Source organism: Pseudomonas endophytica, from assembly GCF_001411475.1.
Lineage (GTDB): Bacteria > Pseudomonadota > Gammaproteobacteria > Pseudomonadales > Pseudomonadaceae > Aquipseudomonas > Aquipseudomonas endophytica.
In genome coordinates, this window is sequence record NZ_LLWH01000211.1 from 1 (window position 1) to 22,976 (window position 22,976).

19 protein-coding genes are annotated in these 22,976 nt (G+C 57.1%); 16 read left to right on the forward strand and 3 right to left on the reverse strand.

Annotated elements, in window-relative coordinates; all coding sequences use genetic code 11:
• From AQS70_RS19900 to AQS70_RS19915, 4 genes are all read left to right on the forward strand, one after another.
• The coding region (locus AQS70_RS19900) for a TonB-dependent receptor domain-containing protein (protein WP_156355234.1) at positions 1-455 on the forward strand (455 nt) is incomplete at its 5' end.
• A gap of 100 nt (positions 456-555) precedes the next feature.
• Entirely contained in the window at positions 556-1,344 is a 789-nt protein-coding gene (locus AQS70_RS19905; protein ID WP_055104460.1) for an ABC transporter ATP-binding protein, read from the forward strand.
• Positions 1,341-2,291, forward strand: coding sequence for an ABC transporter substrate-binding protein (locus AQS70_RS19910; protein WP_055104461.1), 951 nt, complete (start codon positions 1,341-1,343; stop codon positions 2,289-2,291). The genes AQS70_RS19905 and AQS70_RS19910 overlap by 4 nt, the downstream gene beginning before the upstream one ends.
• Positions 2,288-3,301 (forward strand): FecCD family ABC transporter permease, encoded by a 1,014-nt coding sequence (locus AQS70_RS19915; RefSeq protein WP_055104462.1) that lies wholly within the window; start codon positions 2,288-2,290, stop codon positions 3,299-3,301. Before AQS70_RS19910 ends, AQS70_RS19915 begins: the two co-directional genes overlap by 4 nt.
• Positions 3,302-3,306: 5 nt before the next feature.
• On the opposite strand, the gene AQS70_RS19920 is transcribed toward AQS70_RS19915, so the two are convergent.
• The 3 genes from AQS70_RS19920 to AQS70_RS19930 form a co-directional block, all read right to left on the reverse strand.
• Positions 3,307-5,997: a DUF4329 domain-containing protein gene (locus AQS70_RS19920; protein WP_055104463.1), complete on the reverse strand. Its 2,691-nt coding sequence runs from the start codon at positions 5,995-5,997 to the stop codon at positions 3,307-3,309.
• 111 nt (positions 5,998-6,108) lie between these two features.
• The gene (locus AQS70_RS19925) at positions 6,109-9,516 is read right to left on the reverse strand and encodes a DUF4329 domain-containing protein (RefSeq protein ID WP_055104464.1); all 3,408 of its coding nucleotides are present in this window, start codon (positions 9,514-9,516) and stop codon (positions 6,109-6,111) included.
• A 241-nt stretch (positions 9,517-9,757) separates the two neighbouring features.
• On the reverse strand, positions 9,758-13,255 hold the full coding sequence (locus tag AQS70_RS19930; RefSeq protein ID WP_055104465.1) for a DUF4329 domain-containing protein: 3,498 nt from the start codon (positions 13,253-13,255) through the stop codon (positions 9,758-9,760).
• A gap of 44 nt (positions 13,256-13,299) precedes the next feature.
• Between AQS70_RS19930 and AQS70_RS19935 the strand changes: the two genes are divergently transcribed.
• From AQS70_RS19935 to AQS70_RS19990, 12 genes are all read left to right on the forward strand, one after another.
• A complete protein-coding gene (locus AQS70_RS19935) occupies positions 13,300-13,563 on the forward strand; it encodes a hypothetical protein (RefSeq protein WP_156355238.1) in 264 nt (87 codons plus the stop codon).
• Positions 13,560-14,825 carry an urea ABC transporter substrate-binding protein gene (gene urtA, locus AQS70_RS19940; protein WP_055104467.1) on the forward strand — a complete coding sequence of 422 codons (1,266 nt, stop codon included), beginning with the start codon at positions 13,560-13,562 and terminating at the stop codon, positions 14,823-14,825. Before AQS70_RS19935 ends, urtA begins: the two co-directional genes overlap by 4 nt.
• A gap of 144 nt (positions 14,826-14,969) precedes the next feature.
• Positions 14,970-16,472, forward strand: a complete 1,503-nt coding sequence (gene urtB, locus AQS70_RS19945; RefSeq protein WP_055104468.1) for an urea ABC transporter permease subunit UrtB — start codon at positions 14,970-14,972, stop codon at positions 16,470-16,472.
• A complete protein-coding gene (gene urtC, locus AQS70_RS19950; protein WP_055104469.1) occupies positions 16,472-17,551 on the forward strand; it encodes an urea ABC transporter permease subunit UrtC in 1,080 nt (359 codons plus the stop codon). The genes urtB and urtC overlap by 1 nt, the downstream gene beginning before the upstream one ends.
• An 8-nt stretch (positions 17,552-17,559) precedes the next feature.
• Positions 17,560-18,381, forward strand: coding sequence for an urea ABC transporter ATP-binding protein UrtD (gene urtD, locus AQS70_RS19955; protein WP_420912361.1), 822 nt, complete (start codon positions 17,560-17,562; stop codon positions 18,379-18,381).
• 98 nt (positions 18,382-18,479) lie between these two features.
• Positions 18,480-19,178 (forward strand): urea ABC transporter ATP-binding subunit UrtE, encoded by a 699-nt coding sequence (gene urtE, locus AQS70_RS19960; RefSeq protein WP_055104471.1) that lies wholly within the window; start codon positions 18,480-18,482, stop codon positions 19,176-19,178.
• A gap of 27 nt (positions 19,179-19,205) precedes the next feature.
• Positions 19,206-20,045: an urease accessory protein UreD gene (locus AQS70_RS19965; RefSeq protein WP_055104472.1), complete on the forward strand. Its 840-nt coding sequence runs from the start codon at positions 19,206-19,208 to the stop codon at positions 20,043-20,045.
• A gap of 118 nt (positions 20,046-20,163) precedes the next feature.
• Positions 20,164-20,466, forward strand: coding sequence for an urease subunit gamma (gene ureA / locus AQS70_RS19970; protein ID WP_055104476.1), 303 nt, complete (start codon positions 20,164-20,166; stop codon positions 20,464-20,466).
• A 9-nt stretch (positions 20,467-20,475) separates the two neighbouring features.
• A complete protein-coding gene (locus tag AQS70_RS19975; protein WP_055104473.1) occupies positions 20,476-21,006 on the forward strand; it encodes a GNAT family N-acetyltransferase in 531 nt (176 codons plus the stop codon).
• The gene (locus AQS70_RS19980; protein ID WP_055104474.1) at positions 21,006-21,539 is read left to right on the forward strand and encodes a GNAT family N-acetyltransferase; all 534 of its coding nucleotides are present in this window, start codon (positions 21,006-21,008) and stop codon (positions 21,537-21,539) included. The genes AQS70_RS19975 and AQS70_RS19980 overlap by 1 nt, the downstream gene beginning before the upstream one ends.
• A complete protein-coding gene (locus tag AQS70_RS19985; RefSeq protein ID WP_055104475.1) occupies positions 21,536-21,844 on the forward strand; it encodes an urease subunit beta in 309 nt (102 codons plus the stop codon). The genes AQS70_RS19980 and AQS70_RS19985 overlap by 4 nt, the downstream gene beginning before the upstream one ends.
• Positions 21,845-21,904: 60 nt before the next feature.
• Positions 21,905-22,976 (forward strand): urease subunit alpha (locus tag AQS70_RS19990; protein WP_156355240.1); only part of this gene is annotated, 1,072 nt, incomplete at its 3' end.

A 22,976-nucleotide genomic window follows, 5' to 3' on the forward strand; every position in this document is an offset into this window, starting at 1 on the left:
AAATCGGGGAGCAATCCTCCAGAGGCCTGGAAGCCAGCCTTGATCTGCAACTGCCACACCGCTGGCAGCTCCAGGCCAACGCCGCCATTGTCCGTGCGCAATACGACAAATTCGATCAAGGCGGCGTGTCGCTCAAAGGCAATCGCCCTGCCGAAGTCCCGCGCCGTACCGCCAACCTGTGGTTGAGCAAAGCGCTGACTGATGACGTCAACGCGGGCGCTGGTGTGCGTTATGTCGATGCGCGATACGCCGACCTGGCCAACACCGCCGTGCTGCCAAGCTATACCGTGGTGGATGCCACCGTGAGCTGGAAAGCCCTGCCTAAAACCACCCTCGGCCTGCGCCTGAACAATTTGTTCAACCGCCAATACGCCTTAAGCCAATACAATGACGGCCAACAATGGATCATGGGTGAACCGCGGTCGGCCTTTGTCACGGCGGATTACACCTTTTAAGCACAACACATGACCTGTAGGAGCGAGCTTGTCTCGCGATCTTTTGATCGTTTAAAAGATCGCGAGCAAGCTCGCGCCTACAGGATTGATCGGTAAATGAATGAGCAATCTCACTCTCACAAAACTCGCCTGGACACCCTTGGGCCACGGCCATTGCCATCACCAGTTCACGCTGCGCGATGCCAATTTGCACGTCGCCGCCGGTGAGTTTGTGGGGTTGATCGGGCCTAACGGCAGCGGCAAAACCAGCTTGTTGCGCTGCGCCTATCGCTTTAGCAAGCCCGAGGCGGGCGAGGTGCATCTCGGTTCGCACTCCCTGTGGCAACAATCACCGCGCTGGTGTGCCCAGCGCATCGCCGTGGTGCTGCAAGAGTTCCCTGATGCTTTTGGCCTGACCGTTGATGAAGTGGTCGCCATGGGCCGTACCCCGCATAAAGGGCTGTTCGACGGTGACACCCATGCTGATCGTGAGCTGGCAAAAAACGCCCTCGAATCCGTCGGCCTGCAAGGCTTTGAAGACCACGCCTTCGCAACTCTCTCGGGCGGTGAAAAACAGCGCGTGATCCTGGCTCGCGCCTTGGCGCAGCAACCTGAACTGCTGATCCTCGACGAGCCCACCAATCACCTCGACCCACGCTATCAGCTGGAGTTGTTGCAATTGGTCAAGCGCCTAAACATCGGCACTCTGGCCAGCATCCATGACCTCAATCTGGCCGCCGCTTTTTGCGACCGTTTGTATGTGATCAACCACGGCACGATCATCGCCAGCGGCACCCCGCGCGAGGTGTTAACCGTCGAATTGCTACGCAACGTGTTTGGTGTCGACGCATTAGTCGATGACCATCCGCTGGCTGGCTACCCGCGCATTACTTGGATAACCCACCCATGAAGCTGATCCACCTCGTGCTGTGCTTCAGCGCTTTATTCGGCGCCCAATTGGCCTGCGCTGACGCCACCCAATACCCGCTGACGATTAAAAGCTGCAACCGCGACGTGACCTTCAATGAAGCCCCCAAACACGCGGTCAGCCATGACATCAACATGACCCAGATGATGCTCACCTTGGGCCTCAAGTCGCGCATGGCCGGGTACAGCGGCATCAGTGGCTGGAAGTCAGTCACCCCGCAAATGAAGGCCATTCTCGAGGGTCTGCCGGAGCTGGCCAGCAAGTACCCATCGGTTGAAACGTTGCTCAATGCCAACGTTGACTTCTTCTTCGCCGGTTGGGATTACGGCATGCGTGTGGGCGGCGACCTTACGCCGCAAACGCTGACCCCGCTGGGCATCAACGTGTATGAATTAACCGAGTCGTGCGCCTTTGTGATGAAACGCCCTGCGGCGAGCATGCAAGACACCTACAACGATCTGCTAAACCTCGGCAAAATCTTCGACGTGCAAGACCGCGCCAATACGCTGATCGCACAGATGCAGGCCAAGATCGCCGACGTGCAAAAGACCTTGCCCGCCACTAAGCCCCGTGTGTTCCTGTATGACAGCGGCGAAGACCGGGCCATGACGTCGGGCAAGCTGGGCATCCCCCACGCGCTGATTGAAGCCGCTGGCGGTGATGACATTCTTAGCGACATCGACGCCAGTTGGACCCGCATCAACTGGGAAACCGTGGTCGAGCGCAACCCGCAAGTCATCGTGATCGTCGACTACAGCGAAGTCACCGCCGAGCAAAAACAGCACTTTCTTGAAACCAACCCAGCCCTGCAATCGGTCGATGCGATCAAACACAAACGCTTTATCGTCATCCCGTATGTACAAGCCACGCCGGGGATCGACAACGTGCAGGCCATCGAAACCCTGGCCAACGGGTTCCACGCACAATGATGGCTCGCCGCTATGCCCTGCTCTTGATGGGCCTTGGCGCCTTGCTGCTGGTGTCGTGCGTGGTGTCACTGGGTTTTGGTCCCGCCCGAGTGCCCGTGGAAGTGGTGTGGCACATCCTGCTGAATAAAGTGTTCGGCATGGGCGAAGTGCGCTGGAGCGCCGGGCAGGAACATATCGTGTGGCTGATCCGCGTACCGCGCATGTTGCTTGGGGCGTTGGTGGGTGCGGGCCTTGCGCTGATTGGTGCGGTATTACAAGCCGTGACCCGCAACCCGCTGGCCGACCCGCATTTGCTCGGTGTGACCAGCGGCGCCACCTTGGGCGCAGTGATTGTGGTGTTGCACGTGGGCGAAATCGTCGGCCTGCTGACCTTGCCGATCGCAGCCTTTATCGGCGCCCTGCTGAGCATGCTGCTGGTACTGGCCATCGCCAGCCGACAAGGGCGCCTGGACAGCGACCGCCTGCTGTTGTGCGGCGTGGCCGTGTCTTTCGTGATGATGGCCGTGGCCAATACCCTACTGTTTATGGGCGACCATCGCGCCAGTTCCGCTGTGCTGTTCTGGATGCTCGGAGGCTTGGGGTTAGCGCGTTGGGAACTGCTGGCGATACCGAGTTTGGTGGTAGTCACAGGCTTGGTGTTTCTGCTGGGCATGGCCCGCCCGCTCAACGCCTTGATGGCGGGCGAACAAACCGCTGTCACCCTGGGCCTTAATGCACGCAATGTGCGGCTCAAGGTTTTTTTGATCGCCTCGCTGATGACCGGCGTACTGGTGGCCATCAGCGGTTCGATCGGCTTTGTCGGCCTGATGATCCCGCACATCGCCCGCCGCTTGGTGGGCGCAGAGCATCGACGTTTACTGCCCGTCTGCGCCCTGCTCGGCAGCGTGTTTCTGGTGTGGGTCGACGTGGCAGCGCGCACCTTGATCGCCCCCGAAGACCTGCCTATCGGCGTGGCCACTGCTGCAATAGGCGGTTTGTTCTTTATCGGGTTGATGCGCAAGCAGCGTTGACAGGTTTACAGCTCATCCTTGGTCGGTGCCGTAGGCGCAACATCAGGAACGGCCGCAGGCTCCCAGGTCTTTAAAACGGGCCCGGCTATCGACCACTGCGCGCTGGTGACGATGACCTCAAGATCGCCGATAGAGGCCACATGGCGCACATAATCCCGAGCGCTCATCTGGTTAGCCTTTAATGAATCCAGCAGAACCTGGCCAGACTCCCTGAACATCTGACTTTCCATCTCTTGCGACCACACACTGGTGCGGTAACTCAACAGCGCACCATCACGGGTCGAGAGGTATAACAATGGATAGACCGGCTCAGTTGAAGTACTGGGAGCAGTCCCGTGCAGCTTGCCGAGCATTGCGCCCAAATCCTTTGGAGAAAAGAAATTGGCATACACCTGATCGCTCACCTGCGTTGCGGGCTTTTTAGGAGCGGCCAGGTAAAAGGCGCTTGGGTAAAAACCTGGTGGAAGTGCACCGAGGTGCGCTTCTGGCGATAACAAATAATCACCGTAACGCGTATAGCCTTTGGCATTCACCGGCTCTGCAACGACAAATTCCGTCCCCCTTAAACTTTGCAAGACATATCCGCTCTGGCGCGTCTCACGCTCACCCATATTTTCGTGGGCATAACGCATGGCATCTGTCTCGCGGGTAAAAATCTGACTGTAAATCGGCCCCACCACAGGCCCGCGCCACTGAAGCGGCGGTTGTGGTTTCCAGGCCTGTGTGACACGGCCACGAGGCCCCCACAGAGGGCTCGCGACCACAACCTCCAGACGCCCTGCGCGCGCGACGTCGAGCACATAAACCTCAGGGCTCAACGTATTGGCTCTGAACCGCATCTGTAGCGTATTGGCTTTAACTTTTTGTCGCTGTTGAGCCGGGGGCGATAAATGAATCTTCAACTGATCCTCTGTCTCGCTTTGGCTGACCGTGTACTTCAATAGGGCGCCGTCTTGGGCTGAAAAATAATGCGTCATGACACCCTGGGGCATCTTGAGCGCCTCAAAAAGCACGTGGGGAGGGATCATGTTGCGACTCAATTGTTCTTCCACCTCTGGGCGCCACAGCTGCAACGGGTAAACACGGGGCGACTGATAAAAAGCGACCAGTGCGCAGTCAGCAGCAATGCCTGAAATCAGAGGTGGCACCAGCAAATTTTCTGGGTCAAACCTTTCACTAAACATGGCCACCGGCAGCGTCGCAAAAAAACGCCCGTCCGGCCGTCGATATACCAGCCCGCCATACACCGCATTGACTCGCCGTGCAATCCTTTCATGGGCATAGCGGGCGGCCTGATCAGCATCCAGAAAATCCGGGCTTAATGACAACGCTCCGGCGTGTTTGTACGGCACCCAGTGCGAGTTGACCCGGCCAATCGTGCTCCATTGGGCACTGGTACGGAGCACACTTAACTCACCGGCATTCGCCACTAACTGGATGTAAGACAGGGTGGGCTCAACGTCGGCCATCACGTTTCTGGCCAGCTCCATCTCCCCGCCCTCGTCAGGCGGCAGTAGAGCAAAGAGCTTTTGCTCGTCGGCCGATAACACCGAAACATACTTCAACAACGCCCCGTCGCGAGTCGCGATATAAACAGGGAGCGAACGGTGATCGGTACGAAAGCCCAGTTCCAAGGCGATATCGACCGCGTTTTTCAGCGATTGGGGATGGATAAAGTTTTTGAATAACAAGCTCTGAACACCGGGGACTTGATCCGCAGCGTGATGTTCAGCTTCGCAGCCATATACCGCGATGATTTCAAAACCGTCGGGCAGTACCAGGTCTGCGGCGTCCTGTGGCGAAAGCGCACGCAACAGGAAAAAATCCATTAACCCGGTCACCGGCTGAGTGATCAAAAACTGATCAGTTCCCGCATTGCGCAGGATAAACCCGTAATTGCTATCGCACGTCTGCTTGATGCGGGACAGCATGTAGTCCAGGGTTTGCTCTTCGCTGGTCAGGACAGGACTAAAAGCAGGACGATTAATGATGACACGCTCAATATCCAGCGCCTCAGATGCAACGTACCTCGCGAACGTCGCGTCGACCGGCCCGGTCTTTGAGTGCCAGACCTCTGTGGACTGAATGACGCTCAACGCACCGGCACTGGCCAGCTCGCGGATGGCCAACTCGGCAGAAACGAAAGGTGGCGCCCGCTTTTCTACCGCATCCGCCAGTTTTTCGTACAGCCGTTTCTCCCGCTCGGACCCGCTGCATTGATACTTGATCAATGAGCCGTTCAAACCCGACAAATAGCTGATAGGGGCAAACGGGCTGAGACTCAGCATGATGTACATATCGGGCGAGAGAAAGAAGTCAAAACGCGTGGCGGCTTCTTCAGGGTGCCCTAAAAGGTCACCCGGGAGCTTCTCATAATCTGCGCCGCGCGAATGATAAAAAGCACAGCAGGTGTAATCGTCCGGGTGTATCAACTGACCGTTAGCGTCTGTGGATAAAAAGAGCCAAGGCTCAAAATAAACGCTTTCATTCTTGACCGGCCGTGTCGCAAAAAACTGGCCATTTCTCGCCTGCAGGATGCAGCCACTGTAGGCAACCTCCTTGCGATCTCCAATCAGTTCATGAGCGAAGCGCGCAGCGTCGTCCAAGTGTTGAAAAGGCGGGCTCAAGGGCGGTAGCGTCAGTTGCACATTAGAAGGAGCCCGAAGTAAAGATCGGACAGCGGTTGACTCTGGCATGGTGTACGTCCTGTATGAAGGGGGCGATTTAACGCAATGACACTTATCGTCCCCTTCACACCTCATACAGATGCGGTACTTAGTTACGCAGCCGCAACCTTACGGCCACTGTCAGAGTTCATCTTTAATGACCGTTGATGGCGAGCGCAGCCACGGCACTTGCCGGCTGACCTTTACCGGCTCGTGCCCTTTCCAATCGGCCGTTATCCAGCCAACGCGAGACCATTTTTCACCCGGTTCAACCACCACCAACTCCCCGGCTTTGACCAATTTGCCGATGTATTCACGCTCCGTTTCCTGGCCTTTTTCGACCCAGTCCTGATTCAAATACTGGTTTTCCCAATAGTCGTAACCCGAGATCAGTTCACACAAGTCATCTTCCGCTGCACCCGCACGCCCCACATACTTTAATAAAGAGCCGTCATTGCCTGATGCAAAGGCTATGTTGAGTGAAAACTCTAGACGTCTGAGGCTCTTGGTCATAAAGCAGATATCCACCGGCCAAAACGTGTGATCGACCCAGTTACGCTGCTGCGGCCTCGCCAGATTTGGCCTTACCGGGCAACGCGCATAGTAGACCGCGATTGGGCTATACCCCCCCGGTAACATCGGTAAGGGGCGTAACTGACTGGTTGCCCGCTCGAACAAGGCATTGAGGAAAATCGTGTCTTGAGCCTTGGCTGCTACGCCGTTGGTGACAGGTTCCAGCGGAACGTAACAGTGGGTCGTGGACGAGAAAAACACTGCCCCGACGACATCACTTGTGTGGGGACGCTGGATTTTGCGATGACTATAGAGGGCCGCGTCATCGATATGGCTGAAGACCGGCCCCAATGCAGGCACATTGGGAGCCGTGCCAGTCGTGGCGGCTATCTCCAGCGCATACGGACGCCATGCCGTTGTGACGCGTCCCGGCGTTGCCCAGAGGTTATCGGTCAAGAGGACTTCCAACTGCCCGCTGGCCGCTACTTTGCGCACGTAATCCGGGGAGCGCAGCGTATTGGCGTTCAACAGTTCCAGAACTGACGTGTTAGGCCCCCACTGACTGTCCAGGTCCAACACCGTGTTGAGGTTATCAGCGCGATAACTCAGCAACGCCCCATGGCGGGTAGAGATAAACATCTGTGGATAATCATGACGCCCGGGTGTCTTATCGCGAACAGTGCTCGACAGCACGGCAAGATTCACCATGTCTGTCGGGGCAATAAAATCGGCATAAACGTCATCAGACACTCGTGCAACAGGCTCTTTGGGCGTAGCCATATAGACCGAATCCAACACAAACCCTTCAGGCAAGCTGTAATTCTGGGAACCGAAAGGCCGTGGGAAAATCTGCCCCAATAAAGCATTACGCGCAGGCAGCGGCTCTGTGGCCATGTAATGATCGCTGTTCAGGCTTTTGAGAATCACCCCGAACTGAGCCTTGGCCCGATCACCCATTCGCTCGTGCACATAACGCACGGCAGCCAGGGCCTGTGTGAACAAAGGCGTCAACGCGGGTTGCAGACGAGCCTCGTAGACTGTTTCAGGTGCTTGTGCCGGCTTCCAGTCAGGCTTGATTTCGCCCCGCTCGCCCCACAACGGGCTGGCGACCACCACCCTCAAGTCGCCCACGCGGGCTACTTGGCTCACATACTCGCTAGGTTTCAAAGCGCCGGTGCGCTGTTTAATGCGCATTGAGTTGTTGTACACCTGCTCAGGGTGCGCCTCAGGTGGCGAGACTCGCGGCAGAAATTTCTTTTCCAGGTCTGCACCCGAGAGCGTGTACTTAAGCAGTGCGCCATCCTGCGCCGAGAAGTAGCGGGCACTTCCTACACGCTCAAGCAAGGCTGTACGCAGTTCATGAGGCTCAAACATGTTGCGATTGAGCTGTTCTTCATGTGCCGTGCGCCATAGTTGTAATGGCTGGGAGCGGTGTGTGTGATAAGTCGCGATCACTTGACTGCCCCACGGAACAAGAGCGGTCATCTCGGGAGGAAACACCACCGATGAGTCAAAGGTTTCAGTAGTAACCGCCAATGGCTCGGTAGCGACATAGCGGTTGTCATCACGCCGCAGGATCAGCCCGCCGTAGGTGAAATCTGTCCGGCGTGCAACCTGCTCATGGGCATAACGCGCGGCATCGTCCATTTCAAGAAAGACCGGGCTCAAGGTACGACGCATAAAGCCTTCAAACGGTTGCCAAGTTGAAAGGACTTTTCCTTCCCGCCCCCAGACATCACTGCCGCGCAGCACTTCAAGTTCGCCGCCGTGTGCCAATGAGTGGATCACAGCATCGATTTTTTCAACACCCGATAACACGTTGTGCAAGACCTCAATATCGCCCCCCTTGCTTCTCGGTAACCGTGCAAACAGGGTTTTTTCTACGTGAGAGAACCGGGACACGTACTTCAACAGCGCCCCGTCACGCGCCGCAATGTAGAGAGGCAACGCTTGCGTCCGGCCAGCCGGGGTCAGCTCTTGGGCTTTCAATAGCGCCTCGTTGAGTGACTCAATATGCAAAAAGTTTTTATACACCGAAGGCATATCCTTCGGGATAAGCGCTGGATCACGGTACTCACCGTCACTGCCGTACAACGCGAAGACAGCAAACTGCGCAGGCAGCTCAGGATGGCCATCACTGCCCGCGGGGAATGCTCGCGCAAGGTCAAAATCCATCGTGCCCGTCACGGGTTGCGAAACGATGAATGTGTCACTCGCGGTACTTTTGAGAATAAATCCGTAATGTGGGTCGGTAATCGCCTTGATGCGAGACAGAGCATATTCAAGCGCCAGTTGCTCACTGTCCAGCAACGGTCCCAAAGCCGGGCGCTGGACAATCACACCTTCGACCACACTTGGCTGGCGGGTGGTTTCAAAGAACTCAGGGGTAAGCCGCCCGACGTGCCCAGCCCACACGTCAGCAGACTGGACCACGCTGACCTTCAATGTGGCACTGACCTGTTTGAGGTACGAAAGCATTTTGACGTGGACGTCACTGTCTTCCAAGGCCTGAATGAGCACTTGACGGAGTGTGTTTTCATCAGACGCCCCACTGGCCACAACCTTGAGCAACGAACCATTGAACCCTGACAAATAATGGACCGGCGCAAAACTAACCACCCCCCACACATCATGTAAATCTTCGGGCAGAAAAAAATTAGCCACGTAGTTCACTTCATCTTTGGTCAACCCCTCAAAAGAGGTTTGCTCGATGGCGAGCCGGTGCAAGCGCGAACTGTAGAACGCGTAACACGTGTATCCAGCCGGGTGCAGGAGCTCGCCCTTGGCGTTGGTCGACATGAACTGCATGTAACTGCTTTTGCTCTCGTCAGATTTCTCAGGTCTCGAGGGCACATAACGGCCTTGCGGAGTTTTCAAAATAACCCCGCGATATTCCATATCACGATGATCGCCTATCAGTTCATGGGCAAATCGCGCAGCATCATCAGGGTTCACAAAAGACGGACCCAATGTCGGCAAATGGCCAGTGACATTAGCGGGAAACGTTAATTGAGGGATTTCGTAGGCAGGATCCATGGGCGCTCAGTTCCTTGATTGAGTTGAAGTCGGCACAGGCTCGACGTTGCTCAATCCTTCACGGTGTAAGGTGCGCGCCGGTGGTAATTATTTAGCTATTGGCCCTTCAAACATTAAATCGCAGGCTTTTCCATAACGCTCCAAACGCTCTGCCCATGCATGACTTGATCGCTCCACACACCTGCTTACACCTCACGGGTGACCGCATTGCTGTGGTCACCCGTTATTAGATGGGAAAACGTTACAACTCGTCATGCCAAGGGATGGAGGAGACACTTTCACCATTTACTGGAGCCATCTGCACCACGGCTGGATCATCCCAATCGACCTGTGGCACAGCAGAACGGGTAATCGTCAGACTGTTATCCACATCGCCCTTGGTCGGCCACAACCGGCTGACCACCACTACGCTTAACTGTCCGCTGTTGAGTACGCGGTTCAAGAGCTCAGAGGGTTTAGCGGCGGGAAGCGTCTCGGTGGACTCACTCCGTGTGGTTCGGTCCGGTTGGTTATTTTCAACAAAGTAGCCTTCATAGGTGAGATTCGCACCGCTGACAGGCTGGCAGAGTTGTCGCGTCCCCATCGCGGTGCCCCGCACGTACTTCAGTAACGCGCCGTCACGGGTCGAGTGATAGATCACGCTGAAGCTGTTATCGGCATCATAGGTTTTTAAGAGACTGGTGGCGTAGCAGATATCAACAGGCCAGAACATATTGTTCAACACCTCGTTCTCCAGATCGCTATAACCCGCCTCGCGGGTGGCAGTGCGGGAAAACAACAAGCTTGTGCGTGAATAACCAGAAGGGAAGATCGGCACCGGGTGCAACTGTCCGTCAACATGTTTGTGTGTAAACAGAATGGTTTCCGGTGCATTGGCCACCTCGCCATCCGCAATCGGCTCTATGGCCACATAGGTGTTGTAGTCGGACTTTTGCAAAATACCTGCAACGGCATTCACACGAACAGGCCCTACGATTTTCAAATGGGCATAGCGCGCAGCATCATCGGCATGGGCAAATACCGGGCCTAACACAAAACCTCTGGAGCTCGGAACCGGTAACGGCGCAGCGGCCCGGTAAGGCACAAATGTAGAGGTCACTTGCCCTAAAGCATTCCACACGGGGCTTTTAATCAGCACGTTCAACCGACCACTCGCGGCGATCCGGTGAACATACTCCGTAACATGCAAGTGTCCCGCCCGCATCTGCGAAAGCAACACTTTGCCTGAGCCATCAAACACTCCGCCGTTTAATTCGCTAGCCAAATTTAAAGGCGTATAACTCAACAAAGCGCCGTCATTGGTTGAAATATAAACAGGGACGTCCCCCGTAAAGGCGCCTATTTGCTGTTTGATCATGGCGACCAGCGCCAATGCATCGGCAAGGTCCACAGGCGTGACGAACGCAAGCAGAGTATTGAGATTACGAACATTTTCAGAGTCTTTGGGGGATGCAAACAGCTTCGCCGGTGCTCCCAAATAAACCGCATGAAACACGAACTCGGCCGGCAGCGTATTGTTTTTCGCCGCCAACGCCCGCGGGAAAAACCTGTCCAGCGAAAGAGGGCCATCCTCCACCGGCATCGTTGCGACATACTCTTGGCTGTGGGTGCATTTCAAGATGAAACCCAATTGTCGTTTCGTGCGGGCCCCCATGTGCTGATGGGCATAACGCACGGCATCCTCTTCTTGAGAAAAGACAGGGCTGTACTCAGGTTGCTCAGTCGCCTGAGACACGGCAACGGGTGTCGGTGAAGGTCTCCAAGAGGTGTCGACCTTGCCCGGATTGCCCCACAGAGCACTGCCCTCCACGACATAGAGATCACCTGTTCGTACAATCTGCGCAACATACGCCGTCGGTTTGAGCGTGTTGTTGCGCAATTTTAATTGCAACGTGTTATGCCGCACGTTTTCAGGATGATCCGTGGGTGGAGCTATTCGTGGCGTAAATTTTTTTTCAAGCACTGAGCCGCTAGGCACATATTTCAATAACGCGCCTTGCGACGTCGAAAGAAAGCGAGAGGCCGCCCAGTCTCGATCCTGGATCGCGCTATACACCTCATGCGGCTCAAGCATGTTGTGATAAAGCTTCTGCTCATCGCCTGGAGGGGACAGCATAGAGGGCGGCGCACGATGGGAATGGTAGAAGCCCACGATGCTGGCGCCATTGGGCGTCAAATCCAGCCGCTCCCGAGGGATGACACCATTTGGATCAAAGGTTTCACTACGCCCGGCCAAAGGCTCGGTGGCCACGAAGCGTTTATCAAGCCGCTGAAAAATGAGCCCTCCAAAAATGTGCTCCCCGACGGGGGACTGCTTTATTTTTTTGTGCACATACCGCGCTGCGTCTTCAGCCGTAATAAATAAAGGGCTCAAGGCCCGACGGCGCAAATGCGCGTAGGGTGCCCAGTCAGCCCTCACCTTGCCCACTCGCCCCCAGAGATCGCTGTGATACATCACCTTCAGCTCACCCATTTGAGCCAGGCGTTGTATGTAGGTGGTAGGTGATACATGACCGTCGAGAAGGTCGCGTTTGATCTCCAGCCCCACGCCCTCGGCAGCACTCAGTTGGCGCGTAAATGGCTCTTCGGCCATGGTGCTGGAAGGCTGATACTCCAACAGGGCACCGTCACGGACCGTGATGTACAACGGCAAAGGCGGTACATCGCGACCAAAGCGCAAAGCCAGTGAAAACATAACGCCAGACGCCAACGCATTGGGATTGATAAAGCGTTTATAGACTTGAGTCTGTTCTGCAGGCAGGTGATCGGGGTCGTGATACAAGCTGTCACAGTAATACAACGCAACAACATCAAGATCGCGAGGAAGGATCAGAGCGCCGGCAGCGTTTTTTTTGAAAATGTTCTTGGGATCGAACGTAGACGCGGTTCCCAAAACCGGTTCTGTTGCCAGGTACTGCTCCTTATTCCGGACTTTAAGGATGTAGCCATATTGCCGTTCAGGCTGTTGATAAAGCCGTAACCGCGCGAACTTCACGGCGTCTAGACTGGATGCAAAAAAAGGGCTGTAAGCGGGCTGCTGGACTTTTTTGCTGATCGTCTGAACAGGCGAGGAAAGATTATAAATATCAACATCCGCGCCTAACTTGCCGACCTTCCACCCCCAGATTTCGTTGGATTGAATAACGCTGAGTTCGCCCACTGCGGCCACTGAGCGAATGTAATCAATCATGGGTTTTTTTCGATCCAACGCACGGGCAAACGCCACCCTCACAGCCTCTTCATCTGCCGAGCCGCTAGGGACATATTTGATCAGCGAGCCATTGAGGCCCGATAAATAAGCGGCAGCCGCAAAGCCACGCATACCGATGGCAAATACAACATCAGGCGGCGAAAAAAAATTCATCGACGTCGTCACCGCCTCACTTGACCACGTCGGGAAGGCTTTGCTGATTTCATCGGCGCTGTTGGGATGGGAGTGATAAAAGGCATAACAGGTGTAGCCATCAGGGTGCAGCAGATTGCCGTGTGCATCGCTGGACATCACCAAATGAGGGCTGAACATCCTGCTTGCCCCTTTAACAGGCTGTGTGGCAAAAAACTGTCCGTCAGCGCGGCGTAATATCACCCCCCCATACTCAACATCTCGTTTGTCGCCAATCAGCTCATGGGCATATCGAGCGGCATCATCGGCATAAGGGAACCCAGGGCTTAACTGCGGTAACGTCATTTGGGTCGCGCCTGCGGCACGCTCGAAACGGGAAGTAAAAAAGCTTGTCATCAAAAATCTCCTGGCTCTGAACTGTTCACGCAACGGCGTTGCGCTTGAGCATCATCATCAGGACCTTTCTCTTTATGGCGGTGGTAACTATTTACCGGACCGCCGCCGACCTGCTAAAGCACCAACACGGGGCCCATGAGTGCCCGCAGATCATCTTCAAGACCTCCAATGGTGCACTACCGCGCGCAAGCCCGCCCCAACTCTGCGCACAAGACGTCTTTCAGCATTTCGGCACAACCCTTGCTTATGCCCTTGTCAGTGCAGGTATTGGCTCGCCAACCATCAGAACTCTGGAGATCGCACCATGAAGCGTCGTAGCCTGATCAAAGCTTTCACCCTTTCAGCATCCATCGCTGCCATGGGCCTGACCTGGACGGTGCAAGCTGCCGAAACCATCAAGGTCGGGATTCTGCATTCGTTGTCCGGGACCATGGCGATCTCCGAAACGTCGCTCAAAGACATGGCCTTGATGACCATTGACGAGATCAACGCCAAAGGCGGTGTTAACGGCAAGATGCTCGAAGCGGTGGTGGTCGACCCGGCGTCGAACTGGCCGCTGTTCGCCGAAAAAGCCCGCCAGTTGCTGACCCAGGACAAGGTCGCAGTGGTGTTCGGCTGCTGGACTTCGGTATCGCGCAAGTCAGTACTGCCGGTGTTTGAAGAACTCAACGGTCTGTTGTTCTATCCGGTGCAATACGAAGGCGAAGAAATGTCGCCTAACGTGTTCTACACCGGCGCAGCGCCTAACCAGCAAGCAATCCCTGCCGTTGAATATTTGATGAGCGAAGACGGCGGCAGCGCCAAACGCTTCGTGTTGCTGGGCACCGACTACGTGTACCCGCGCACCACCAACAAGATCCTGCGTGCCTACTTGCATTCCAAAGGGGTGGCCGACAAGGACATTCAGGAGGTGTACACCCCGTTTGGTCATAGCGATTACCAAACCATCGTGTCCAACATCAAAAAGTTCTCGGCAGGCGGCAAAACCGCGGTGATCTCCACCGTGAACGGCGACTCCAACGTGCCGTTCTATAAAGAGCTGGCCAACCAAGGCTTGAAAGCCACCGATGTGCCGGTAGTGGCCTTCTCGGTCGGTGAAGAAGAGCTGCGCGGTATCGACACCAAGCCGTTGGTGGGCAACTTGGCCGCTTGGAACTACTTCGAGTCTGTAGAGAACCCGGTCAACAAAAAGTTTGTGGATGACTGGAAAGCCTACGCCAAGGCCCACAACTTGCCGGGCGCTGACAAAGCCGTCACCAATGACCCAATGGAGGCCACCTACGTCGGCATTCACATGTGGGCGCAGGCGGCGGAAAAAGCCAAGTCCACCGAGGTTGATAAAGTCCGCGAAGCCATGGCCGGCCAGACCTTCGCCGCGCCGTCGGGCTACACCCTGACCATGGACAAGACCAACCACCACCTGCACAAGCCGGTGATGATTGGCGAGATCCAAGACGACGGCCAGTTCAACGTGGTCTGGCAGACCCAAGAGCCGATCCGCGCCCAGCCGTGGAGCCCCTACATTCCTGGCAATGACAAAAAACCGGACTCCCCGGTGAAAGGTAACTAAAGCCCTAAGAAGCTCTCTGTAGGAGCTGCCGAGGCACGAAGGCTGCGATCTTCTGATCGGAAAGATCGCAGCCTTCGGCAGCTCCTACGGGGACATTTGCGCGCCATTGCTGATGCGTATCCCCCTTGAACAGGGACACTTGCTATGCCCACTGCCCTTTACCGCTTTATCTGCGCACTCGTGTTGCTGCTGCCATTGGGCGCATATGCCGATGACGCCAGCGAGTTCGCAGCCGCCAATAACTCCGCGCAAGCGCAGTTACTCGAACGCTGGGCTGCACAGCCTGTACCCGCCCGCGTTGAGCTGATCAACAGCCTGCAACAAGGCCAAATCACCGTCGACGGCCACGTCAAAACCTTGCGCCTGAACAACCGTCTGCGCGGTCTAGTCGAAACCGCGCTGGCCAGCCATCAACTGCTGGCCGCCGACCCGAAACTGCGCCTCGGTGCCGCCCAACAGCTGCAAAAATCCGCCAAACCGGCGCAGCTTAAATTCCTCGACCAGCAACTGGCCGAAGAGACTGACAGCGATGTGCATACCGCATTAAGCCTGGCACTGGCTAACCTGCAACTGGCCGATCCCAACCCGACGGTGCGCTTAAGCGCAGTACGCCTGCTCGGTGAAACCGGCGAGCCGCTGGCCCGAACCCGTCTTGAAAACCTGCTGCAACCGGACGTCGAAACCGACCAGATTGTGCGCACTGCCACGGAAACCAGCCTGGCCCAGGTCAAACGCAAACTGCTGATCGGCGACCTGTTGGGCCAAGCCTTCAGCGGCTTGTCGCTAGGCTCGATTCTGTTGCTCGCGGCACTCGGCCTGGCCATCACTTTCGGTTTGTTGGGGGTGATTAACATGGCCCACGGCGAGATGCTGATGATCGGCGCCTACTCGACCTATTGTGTGCAACTGCTGTTTCAGCGCTTCGCCCCCGATGCCATCGAGTTCTACCCGTTGCTCGCCTTACCGGTGGCGTTCTTCGTCACCGCCGCCATCGGTATGGTTCTGGAGCGCACCATCATTCGTCATCTGTACGGTCGCCCACTGGAAACCCTGCTCGCCACGTGGGGCATCAGCCTGATCCTGATCCAACTGGTGCGGATGTTGTTCGGCGCGCAGAACGTCGAAGTCGCTAACCCGGCTTGGCTTTCGGGCGGGCTGCAAGTGCTGCCCAATCTGGTGCTGCCGTACAACCGCTTGGTCATCATCGTCTTCGCCTTGGCCGTGGTCGTACTGACCTGGCTGCTACTGAACAAAACCCGCCTCGGTTTGAACGTACGTGCGGTCACTCAAAACCGCAACATGGCCGCCTGCTGCGGCGTGCCCACCGGGCGGGTGGACATGCTCGCCTTCGGCCTCGGCTCCGGCATTGCTGGGCTGGGTGGCGTGGCTCTAAGCCAGATCGGCAACGTTGGCCCAGACTTGGGCCAGGGCTACATCATCGACTCATTTCTGGTGGTGGTGCTGGGCGGCGTCGGCCAACTGGCTGGCACCGTGTACGCGGCTTTCGGGCTGGGCATCGCGAACAAAATTCTTGAACCACAGATCGGCGCCGTGCTCGGCAAAATCCTGATTCTGGGGCTGATCATTCTGTTTATCCAGAAGCGCCCGCAAGGTCTCTTCGCGCTTAAAGGACGGGTGATCGACTGATGAATCAGCCACTGATGATTACCGCGACACAAAAAGCCGGCCCTGCCGTCACCGCACTGGTGGGTGGCCTCATCTTGCTGGGGCTACTGGCCTTGCCGCTGCTCTCGCTGCTCCCAGCTGACAGCCCGTTTCAAGTGTCGGCGTACACCCTGACCTTGGTGGGCAAGATCCTCTGCTATGCCATCGTCGCCCTGGCGCTGGATTTGGTCTGGGGTTACGCCGGGCTGCTGTCACTGGGCCACGGCTTGTTCTTCGCGCTGGGCGGCTACGCCATGGGCATGTACCTGATGCGACAAGCCTCGGGGGATGAACTGCCCGCGTTTATGACCTTTTTGTCGTGGACTGAATTGCCGTGGTACTGGATCGGCACCGATCACTTCTGGTGGGCGATGTGTCTAGTCGTGCTAGCACCCGGTTTGTTGGCGCTGGTGTTTGGCTTTTTCGCGTTCCGCTCGCGGATCAAGGGCGTGTATTTCTCGATCATGACCCAAGCACTGACCTTCGCCGGAATGCTGCTGTTCTTCCGCAACGAAACCGGGTTTGGCGGCAACAACGGTTTCACCAACTTTCGCAGCATTCTGGGTTTCGGCATCACCGAGCCCGGCACTCGGGCGGTGCTGTTCTTGGCCACGGTGCTGTTGCTGGTAACGAGCCTGTTTGTGGGCTGGCGTCTGGCGCGGAGCAAGTTTGGGCGCGTGCTGACCGCCCTGCGCGACGCGGAAAACCGCCTGATGTTCTGCGGCTACGACCCGCGAGGCTTCAAGCTCTTCGTGTGGGTACTCAGCGCGGTGCTGTGCGGCTTGGCCGGGGCGTTGTACGTGCCGCAAGTGGGCATCATCAACCCCGGCGAAATGTCCCCGACCAACTCCATCGAGGCGGCGGTTTGGGTCGCCCTGGGCGGGCGTGGCACGCTTATCGGGCCGCTGCTCGGCGCAGGCGTGGTCAACGGTATGAAAAGCTGGTTCACCGTGGCCTTCCCTGAATATTGGCTGTTCTTCCTCGGGGCGCTGTTTATCGTCGTCACCCTGTACTTGCCCAAAGGCATCATCGGTTTGCTGAAAAAAAGGGGCGAACAATGAGGAATGTAATGCTCGAACCTGTCCCGGATGCGGGCAGCAGCCGCGAGGCCATTGGCCTGGGCAACGCCGCCGGCAAGGGCCTGAACACCCGTCACGGGACGATCCTGACCCTGGAAGACATCAGCGTCAGCTTCGACGGCTTCAAGGCGCTGAACAACCTCAATCTGTACATCGGCGTGGGGGAGTTGCGCTGCATCATTGGCCCTAACGGTGCCGGTAAAACCACGATGATGGACGTCATCACCGGCAAAACCCGACCCACCGAAGGTCAGGCTTGGTTCGGAGAAACCCTGGACTTGCGACACATGAGCGAAGTGCAAATTGCCCAAGCCGGGATTGGCCGCAAGTTTCAAAAACCCACCGTATTTGAAGCCTTGAGCGTGTTTGAAAACCTAGAGCTGGCGCAAAAAACCGACAAATCGGTGTGGGCCAGTTTGCGCGCCACCCTCACCGGCGAGCAGAAAGACCGCATTGCGCAAGTCCTGCACACCCTGCGTCTTATCAGCTCGGCGCAACGTCCTGCGGGGTTGCTGTCCCACGGGCAGAAGCAGTTTTTAGAGATCGGCATGCTACTGATGCAAGACCCACAACTGCTATTGCTGGACGAGCCGGTGGCAGGCATGACCGACGCCGAAACCGAGTTCACCGCCGAGCTGTTCAAAAGCCTGGCGGGTAAGCATTCGTTGATGGTGGTGGAACACGACATGGGCTTTGTTGGCTCAATTGCCGACCACGTCACCGTCTTGCACCAAGGCAGCGTGCTGGCCGAAGGCTCGCTGGAACACGTGCAGGCCGATGAACGGGTCATTGAAGTCTACCTAGGTCGTTAGAACAAAACCCTCTGTAGGAGCTGCCGAAGGCTGCGATCTTTTGATCTTAAAAGATCGCAGCCTTCGGCAGCTCCACAAGGGTATTGAGGAGTCCGAACATGCTTCAAGTCGAAAAGCTTCACCAGTTCTACGGCGGCAGTCATATCCTGCGTGGCCTGTCGTTTGAGGTCAAAGTCGGTGAGGTCACCTGCCTGCTAGGTCGAAATGGCGTGGGTAAAACCACGCTGCTCAAGTGCCTGATGGGCTTGTTGCCGGTCAAAGAAGGCGCGGTGACTTGGGAAGGTAAACCTATCACCACGCTCAAGCCTAACCAGCGCGTTCACGCCGGCATTGCTTACGTGCCACAGGGGCGGGAGATTTTCGGGCGCCTGACAGTGGAAGAAAACCTGCTGATGGGGCTGTCACGCTTCCCCGGCGCCGAAGCCCGCGAAGTGCCCGCCTTCATCTACGAGCTGTTCCCGGTGCTGCTGCAAATGAAACACCGGCGTGGTGGCGATTTGTCCGGCGGGCAGCAACAACAACTGGCCATTGGCCGCGCGCTGGCCAGCCGTCCGCGCCTGCTGATCCTCGACGAACCCACCGAAGGCATTCAGCCGTCGGTGATCAAAGAAATCGGCGCGGTCATCAAGATGCTCGCGGCTCGCGGCGACATGGCCATTTTGCTGGTGGAACAGTTCTACGACTTTGCTGAGGAATTAGCTGATCACTACATCGTGATGTCGCGCGGCGAAATCGTGCAGCAAGGCCGTGGCGAAAATATGCAAACAGAAGGTGTGCGCGGCCTGGTGACGATTTAATCTGGCACTCTTTCAAGGGCCCTACATATGAACCTGCCTGCCAACACTGCGCTGTACACCCCCAGCTGGCATGCCGAGCTTGCGCTGGGTTATGGGCGCTTTGGCGACAGCACGCGCCCGACCCTGCGCCGTCACCTTGGCCCATTACGGGTGCAAAAGCACCTGTACGCCGAAGGCCCCGAGGTATGCCAGCACATCATTGTCCATCCGCCCGGCGGGATCGCGGGCGGGGATCGGCTGCACATTAACGCCCATGTCGGCCCCGATGCCTGGGCGCAACTGACCAGCCCCGGCGCGGCTAAGTGGTATCGCGCCGCAGGTCCGGCTTACCAAACCGTCGAACTCAGCGTGGCCGCTGGCGCAACCTTGGAGTGGCTACCTCAAGAAACCATCGTCTTCAGCGCCGCCCAAGCCGAACTCAGCACCCAGATCGAACTGCAAGGCGATGCACGGTTGTTTTACTGGGACATGGTGGCGCTAGGCCGAATGGCCAGCGGTGAGCGCTTTGAATGCGGGCATTTTCAATCACGGTTGGATATTCGCCGTGACGGCCAATTGCTCTGGCATGAGCGTCAGCGCATTGTCGGCGATGATGGTTTGCTGGATTCGCCCATCGGGTTAGACGGTCACCCTGTCTTTGCGACCTTACTGGTCACCGGTGAAATCAGTACTGAACTACTGCACACCTGCCGCAGCCTGCCGAACCCGGTGCGCGGGGATTTAACCCAATTACCGGGTCTGTTGGTGGCGCGTTGCCTGGCCACTGAAGCCTTGCAGGCACGGGCTTGGCTGATTGAGTTATGGCGCTTATTGCGCCCGGCGCTGCTGGGTCGCGAGGCACTTGCACCGAGAATTTGGAGTACCTAACACCCATCCCCTAGGAGCTGCCGAAGGCTGCGATCTTTTGATCTTTTATAAGATCGCAGCCTTCGACAGCTCCTACGGGCACGTTTCATTTTTTAAACTTTTTGAACACGGACCCACCATGGACCTGACTCCACGCGAAAAAGACAAGATGATGATCTTCACCGCTGGCCTGTTGGCTGAGCGGCGCCTGGCACGAGGCGTGAAGCTCAATTACCCGGAAACTATCGCCTTTATCTCGGCCGCCCTGCTCGAAGGCGCCCGCGATGGCCGCACCGTGGCTGAATTGATGCACTACGGCACCACTCTGCTCGCCCGCGATCAAGTGATGGAAGGCATCCCGGAAATGATCCCCGACATCCAAGTCGAAGCCACTTTCCCGGATGGCACCAAGCTGGTCACTGTTCACCAACCCATCGCCTGAGGCCGCTTCATGACTTACGTTATTCGTGATGCCGTACCAGCCGATCTGCCAGCGATTCGCGAGATTTATAACGATGCGGTGCTGAACACGCTGGCCATCTGGAACGAGCAAACCGTCGATCTGGATAACCGCCAACAATGGTTCGACGCGCGCCAAGCGCAGGGCTATCCGATTTTGGTGATCGTCGACCACGCTGATGTCGCTTTGGGCTATGCCTCGTTTGGTGACTGGCGGCCCTTTGAAGGTTTCCGCCATACCGTTGAACACTCGGTGTACGTGCACCCCGAGCAACGCGGCAAACGCCTCGGCCCGCAATTATTGGCTGCACTGATTGAGCGCGCCAAAGTTTGCAATAAGCACGTGATGGTTGCCGCCATCGAAAGCGGCAATGCCGCGTCGATTCATGTGCACAAGCGCTTGGGCTTCGTCACCAGTGGGCACATGCCGCAAGTCGGCATCAAGTTTGGCAATTGGCTGGACCTGACCTTTATGCAACTGATGCTTAAGCCCGGCGCGTTGCCACCTCAGGAGCGCCCATAATGACTGCTGAACAGGTGATTCAAGTCAGCGCAGCCACCTTCGCGCAGTACCGCGAAGGCTTGCTCGTGCTGCTGCTCGACGCGGTGCAGCACGGAGCTTCGGTCGGCTTTATGGACGATCTTGACGCGCCTCAGGCCAATCGCTATTTCGACGAAGTTCACACCCAACTGGCACTCGGCAACCTGCTGCTGTGGGTGCTGATGGAAGATCAACGCGTGCTGGCCAGCGTGCAGTTGGTGCTGTGCCAAAAGGCCAACGGCCTGAACCGTGCTGAAGTGCAAAAGCTGTTAGTGCTCAACGAGGCTCGACGCCGTGGCCTGGGCCAGGTGCTGATCCACGCGTTGGAGCAAGGCGCGCGCAAGCAAAAGCGCGGCCTGCTGCACCTCGACACCGAGGCCGGTTCGCCCGCCGAAAACTTCTACAGTGCGCTGGGCTACACCCGTGTCGGCGAACTACCCAATTATTGCCAAAGCCCCAACGGCGCGTATGCCCCCACGGCCATCTACTTCAAAACCTTGAGTGAGCCGCAATGATTCCAGGCCAATACCGGATTGAAGCGGGCGAGATCGAACTCAACGTCGGTCGCCGTACCCACACGCTCAGCGTGTCAAACCGCGGCGACCGGCCCATTCAGGTGGGTTCGCACTATCACTTTTTTGAGACTAACGACGCGCTGATGTTCGAGCGCGGGGAAAGCCGAGGCATGCGCTTGAATATCCCGGCGGGCACCGCCGTGCGCTTCGAGCCTGGGCAAACCCGCGAAGTAGAGCTGGTGGAACTGGCAGGGCTGCGGCGCGTGTTCGGCTTTGCCGGGCGAGTGATGGGGAATCTGGATTGATCACAAACTGTAGGAGCAAGCTCGCTCCTACAGGTTTGACTTAACGCTTAGGAATGTGACATGAAAATTTCCCGCCAGGCTTATGCCGATATGTTCGGCCCTACTGTGGGTGACAAGGTCCGTTTGGCCGACACCGAGTTGTGGATCGAGGTCGAGCAAGATTTCACCACCTACGGTGAAGAAGTGAAGTTTGGCGGCGGCAAGGTGATTCGTGATGGCATGGGCCAGAGCCAATTGCTCGCCGCCGACGTGGTCGACACATTGATCACCAACGCGCTGATCATCGATCACTGGGGCATCGTCAAAGCCGACGTAGGCCTCAAAAACGGCCGCATCCATGCCATCGGCAAAGCCGGTAACCCGGACATTCAGCCCAATGTGACCATTGCCATCGGCGCCAGCACCGAAGTGATCGCCGGTGAAGGCATGATCCTCACCGCAGGTGGGATCGACACTCATATTCACTTCATCTGCCCCCAGCAGATCGAGGAAGCGCTGAACAGCGGCGTGACCACCATGATCGGTGGCGGCACCGGCCCCGCCACGGGTTCCAACGCCACCACCTGCACCCCCGGCCCGTGGCACATGGCGCGCATGCTGCAAGCCGCCGACTCGTTCCCCATGAACATGGGCTTTACCGGTAAAGGCAACGCCAGCTTGACGCAACCGCTGATTGAGCAGGTAGAAGCCGGTGCCATCGGCCTAAAGTTGCACGAAGACTGGGGCACCACGCCCGCGTCCATCGACAACTGCCTGAGCGTGGCCGACCTGTACGACGTGCAAGTGGCGATTCACAGCGACACCCTGAACGAGTCGGGCTTTGTCGAAACCACCTTGGCCGCGTTCAAGGGTCGCACTATCCACACCTATCACACCGAGGGTGCGGGCGGTGGGCATGCCCCGGACATTATTAAAGCCTGTGGCCTAACCAACGTGCTGCCAAGCTCAACCAACCCGACACGCCCGTTCACCCGCAACACCATCGACGAACACCTCGACATGCTGATGGTTTGCCATCACCTGGACCCGAGCATTGCCGAAGACGTGGCCTTCGCTGAAAGCCGTATCCGCCGGGAAACCATTGCCGCCGAAGACATCCTGCATGACTTGGGCGCGTTCTCGATGATCAGTT

Bases quoted from the DNA above. Each gene is read 5' to 3' on its own strand.
- AQS70_RS19905 (WP_055104460.1), top strand. From the start codon at position 556: ATGAGCAATCTCACTCTCACAAAACTCGCCTGGACACCCTTGGGCCAC.
- AQS70_RS19910 (WP_055104461.1), top strand. From the start codon at position 1,341: ATGAAGCTGATCCACCTCGTGCTGTGCTTCAGCGCTTTATTCGGCGCC.
- AQS70_RS19915 (WP_055104462.1), top strand. From the start codon at position 2,288: ATGATGGCTCGCCGCTATGCCCTGCTCTTGATGGGCCTTGGCGCCTTG.
- AQS70_RS19920 (WP_055104463.1), bottom strand. From the start codon at position 5,997: ATGCCAGAGTCAACCGCTGTCCGATCTTTACTTCGGGCTCCTTCTAAT.
- AQS70_RS19925 (WP_055104464.1), bottom strand. From the start codon at position 9,516: ATGGATCCTGCCTACGAAATCCCTCAATTAACGTTTCCCGCTAATGTC.
- AQS70_RS19930 (WP_055104465.1), bottom strand. From the start codon at position 13,255: ATGACAAGCTTTTTTACTTCCCGTTTCGAGCGTGCCGCAGGCGCGACC.
- urtA (WP_055104467.1), top strand. From the start codon at position 13,560: ATGAAGCGTCGTAGCCTGATCAAAGCTTTCACCCTTTCAGCATCCATC.
- urtB (WP_055104468.1), top strand. From the start codon at position 14,970: ATGCCCACTGCCCTTTACCGCTTTATCTGCGCACTCGTGTTGCTGCTG.
- urtC (WP_055104469.1), top strand. From the start codon at position 16,472: ATGAATCAGCCACTGATGATTACCGCGACACAAAAAGCCGGCCCTGCC.
- urtD (WP_420912361.1), top strand. From the start codon at position 17,560: ATGCTCGAACCTGTCCCGGATGCGGGCAGCAGCCGCGAGGCCATTGGC.
- urtE (WP_055104471.1), top strand. From the start codon at position 18,480: ATGCTTCAAGTCGAAAAGCTTCACCAGTTCTACGGCGGCAGTCATATC.
- AQS70_RS19965 (WP_055104472.1), top strand. From the start codon at position 19,206: ATGAACCTGCCTGCCAACACTGCGCTGTACACCCCCAGCTGGCATGCC.
- ureA (WP_055104476.1), top strand. From the start codon at position 20,164: ATGGACCTGACTCCACGCGAAAAAGACAAGATGATGATCTTCACCGCT.
- AQS70_RS19975 (WP_055104473.1), top strand. From the start codon at position 20,476: ATGACTTACGTTATTCGTGATGCCGTACCAGCCGATCTGCCAGCGATT.
- AQS70_RS19980 (WP_055104474.1), top strand. From the start codon at position 21,006: ATGACTGCTGAACAGGTGATTCAAGTCAGCGCAGCCACCTTCGCGCAG.
- AQS70_RS19985 (WP_055104475.1), top strand. From the start codon at position 21,536: ATGATTCCAGGCCAATACCGGATTGAAGCGGGCGAGATCGAACTCAAC.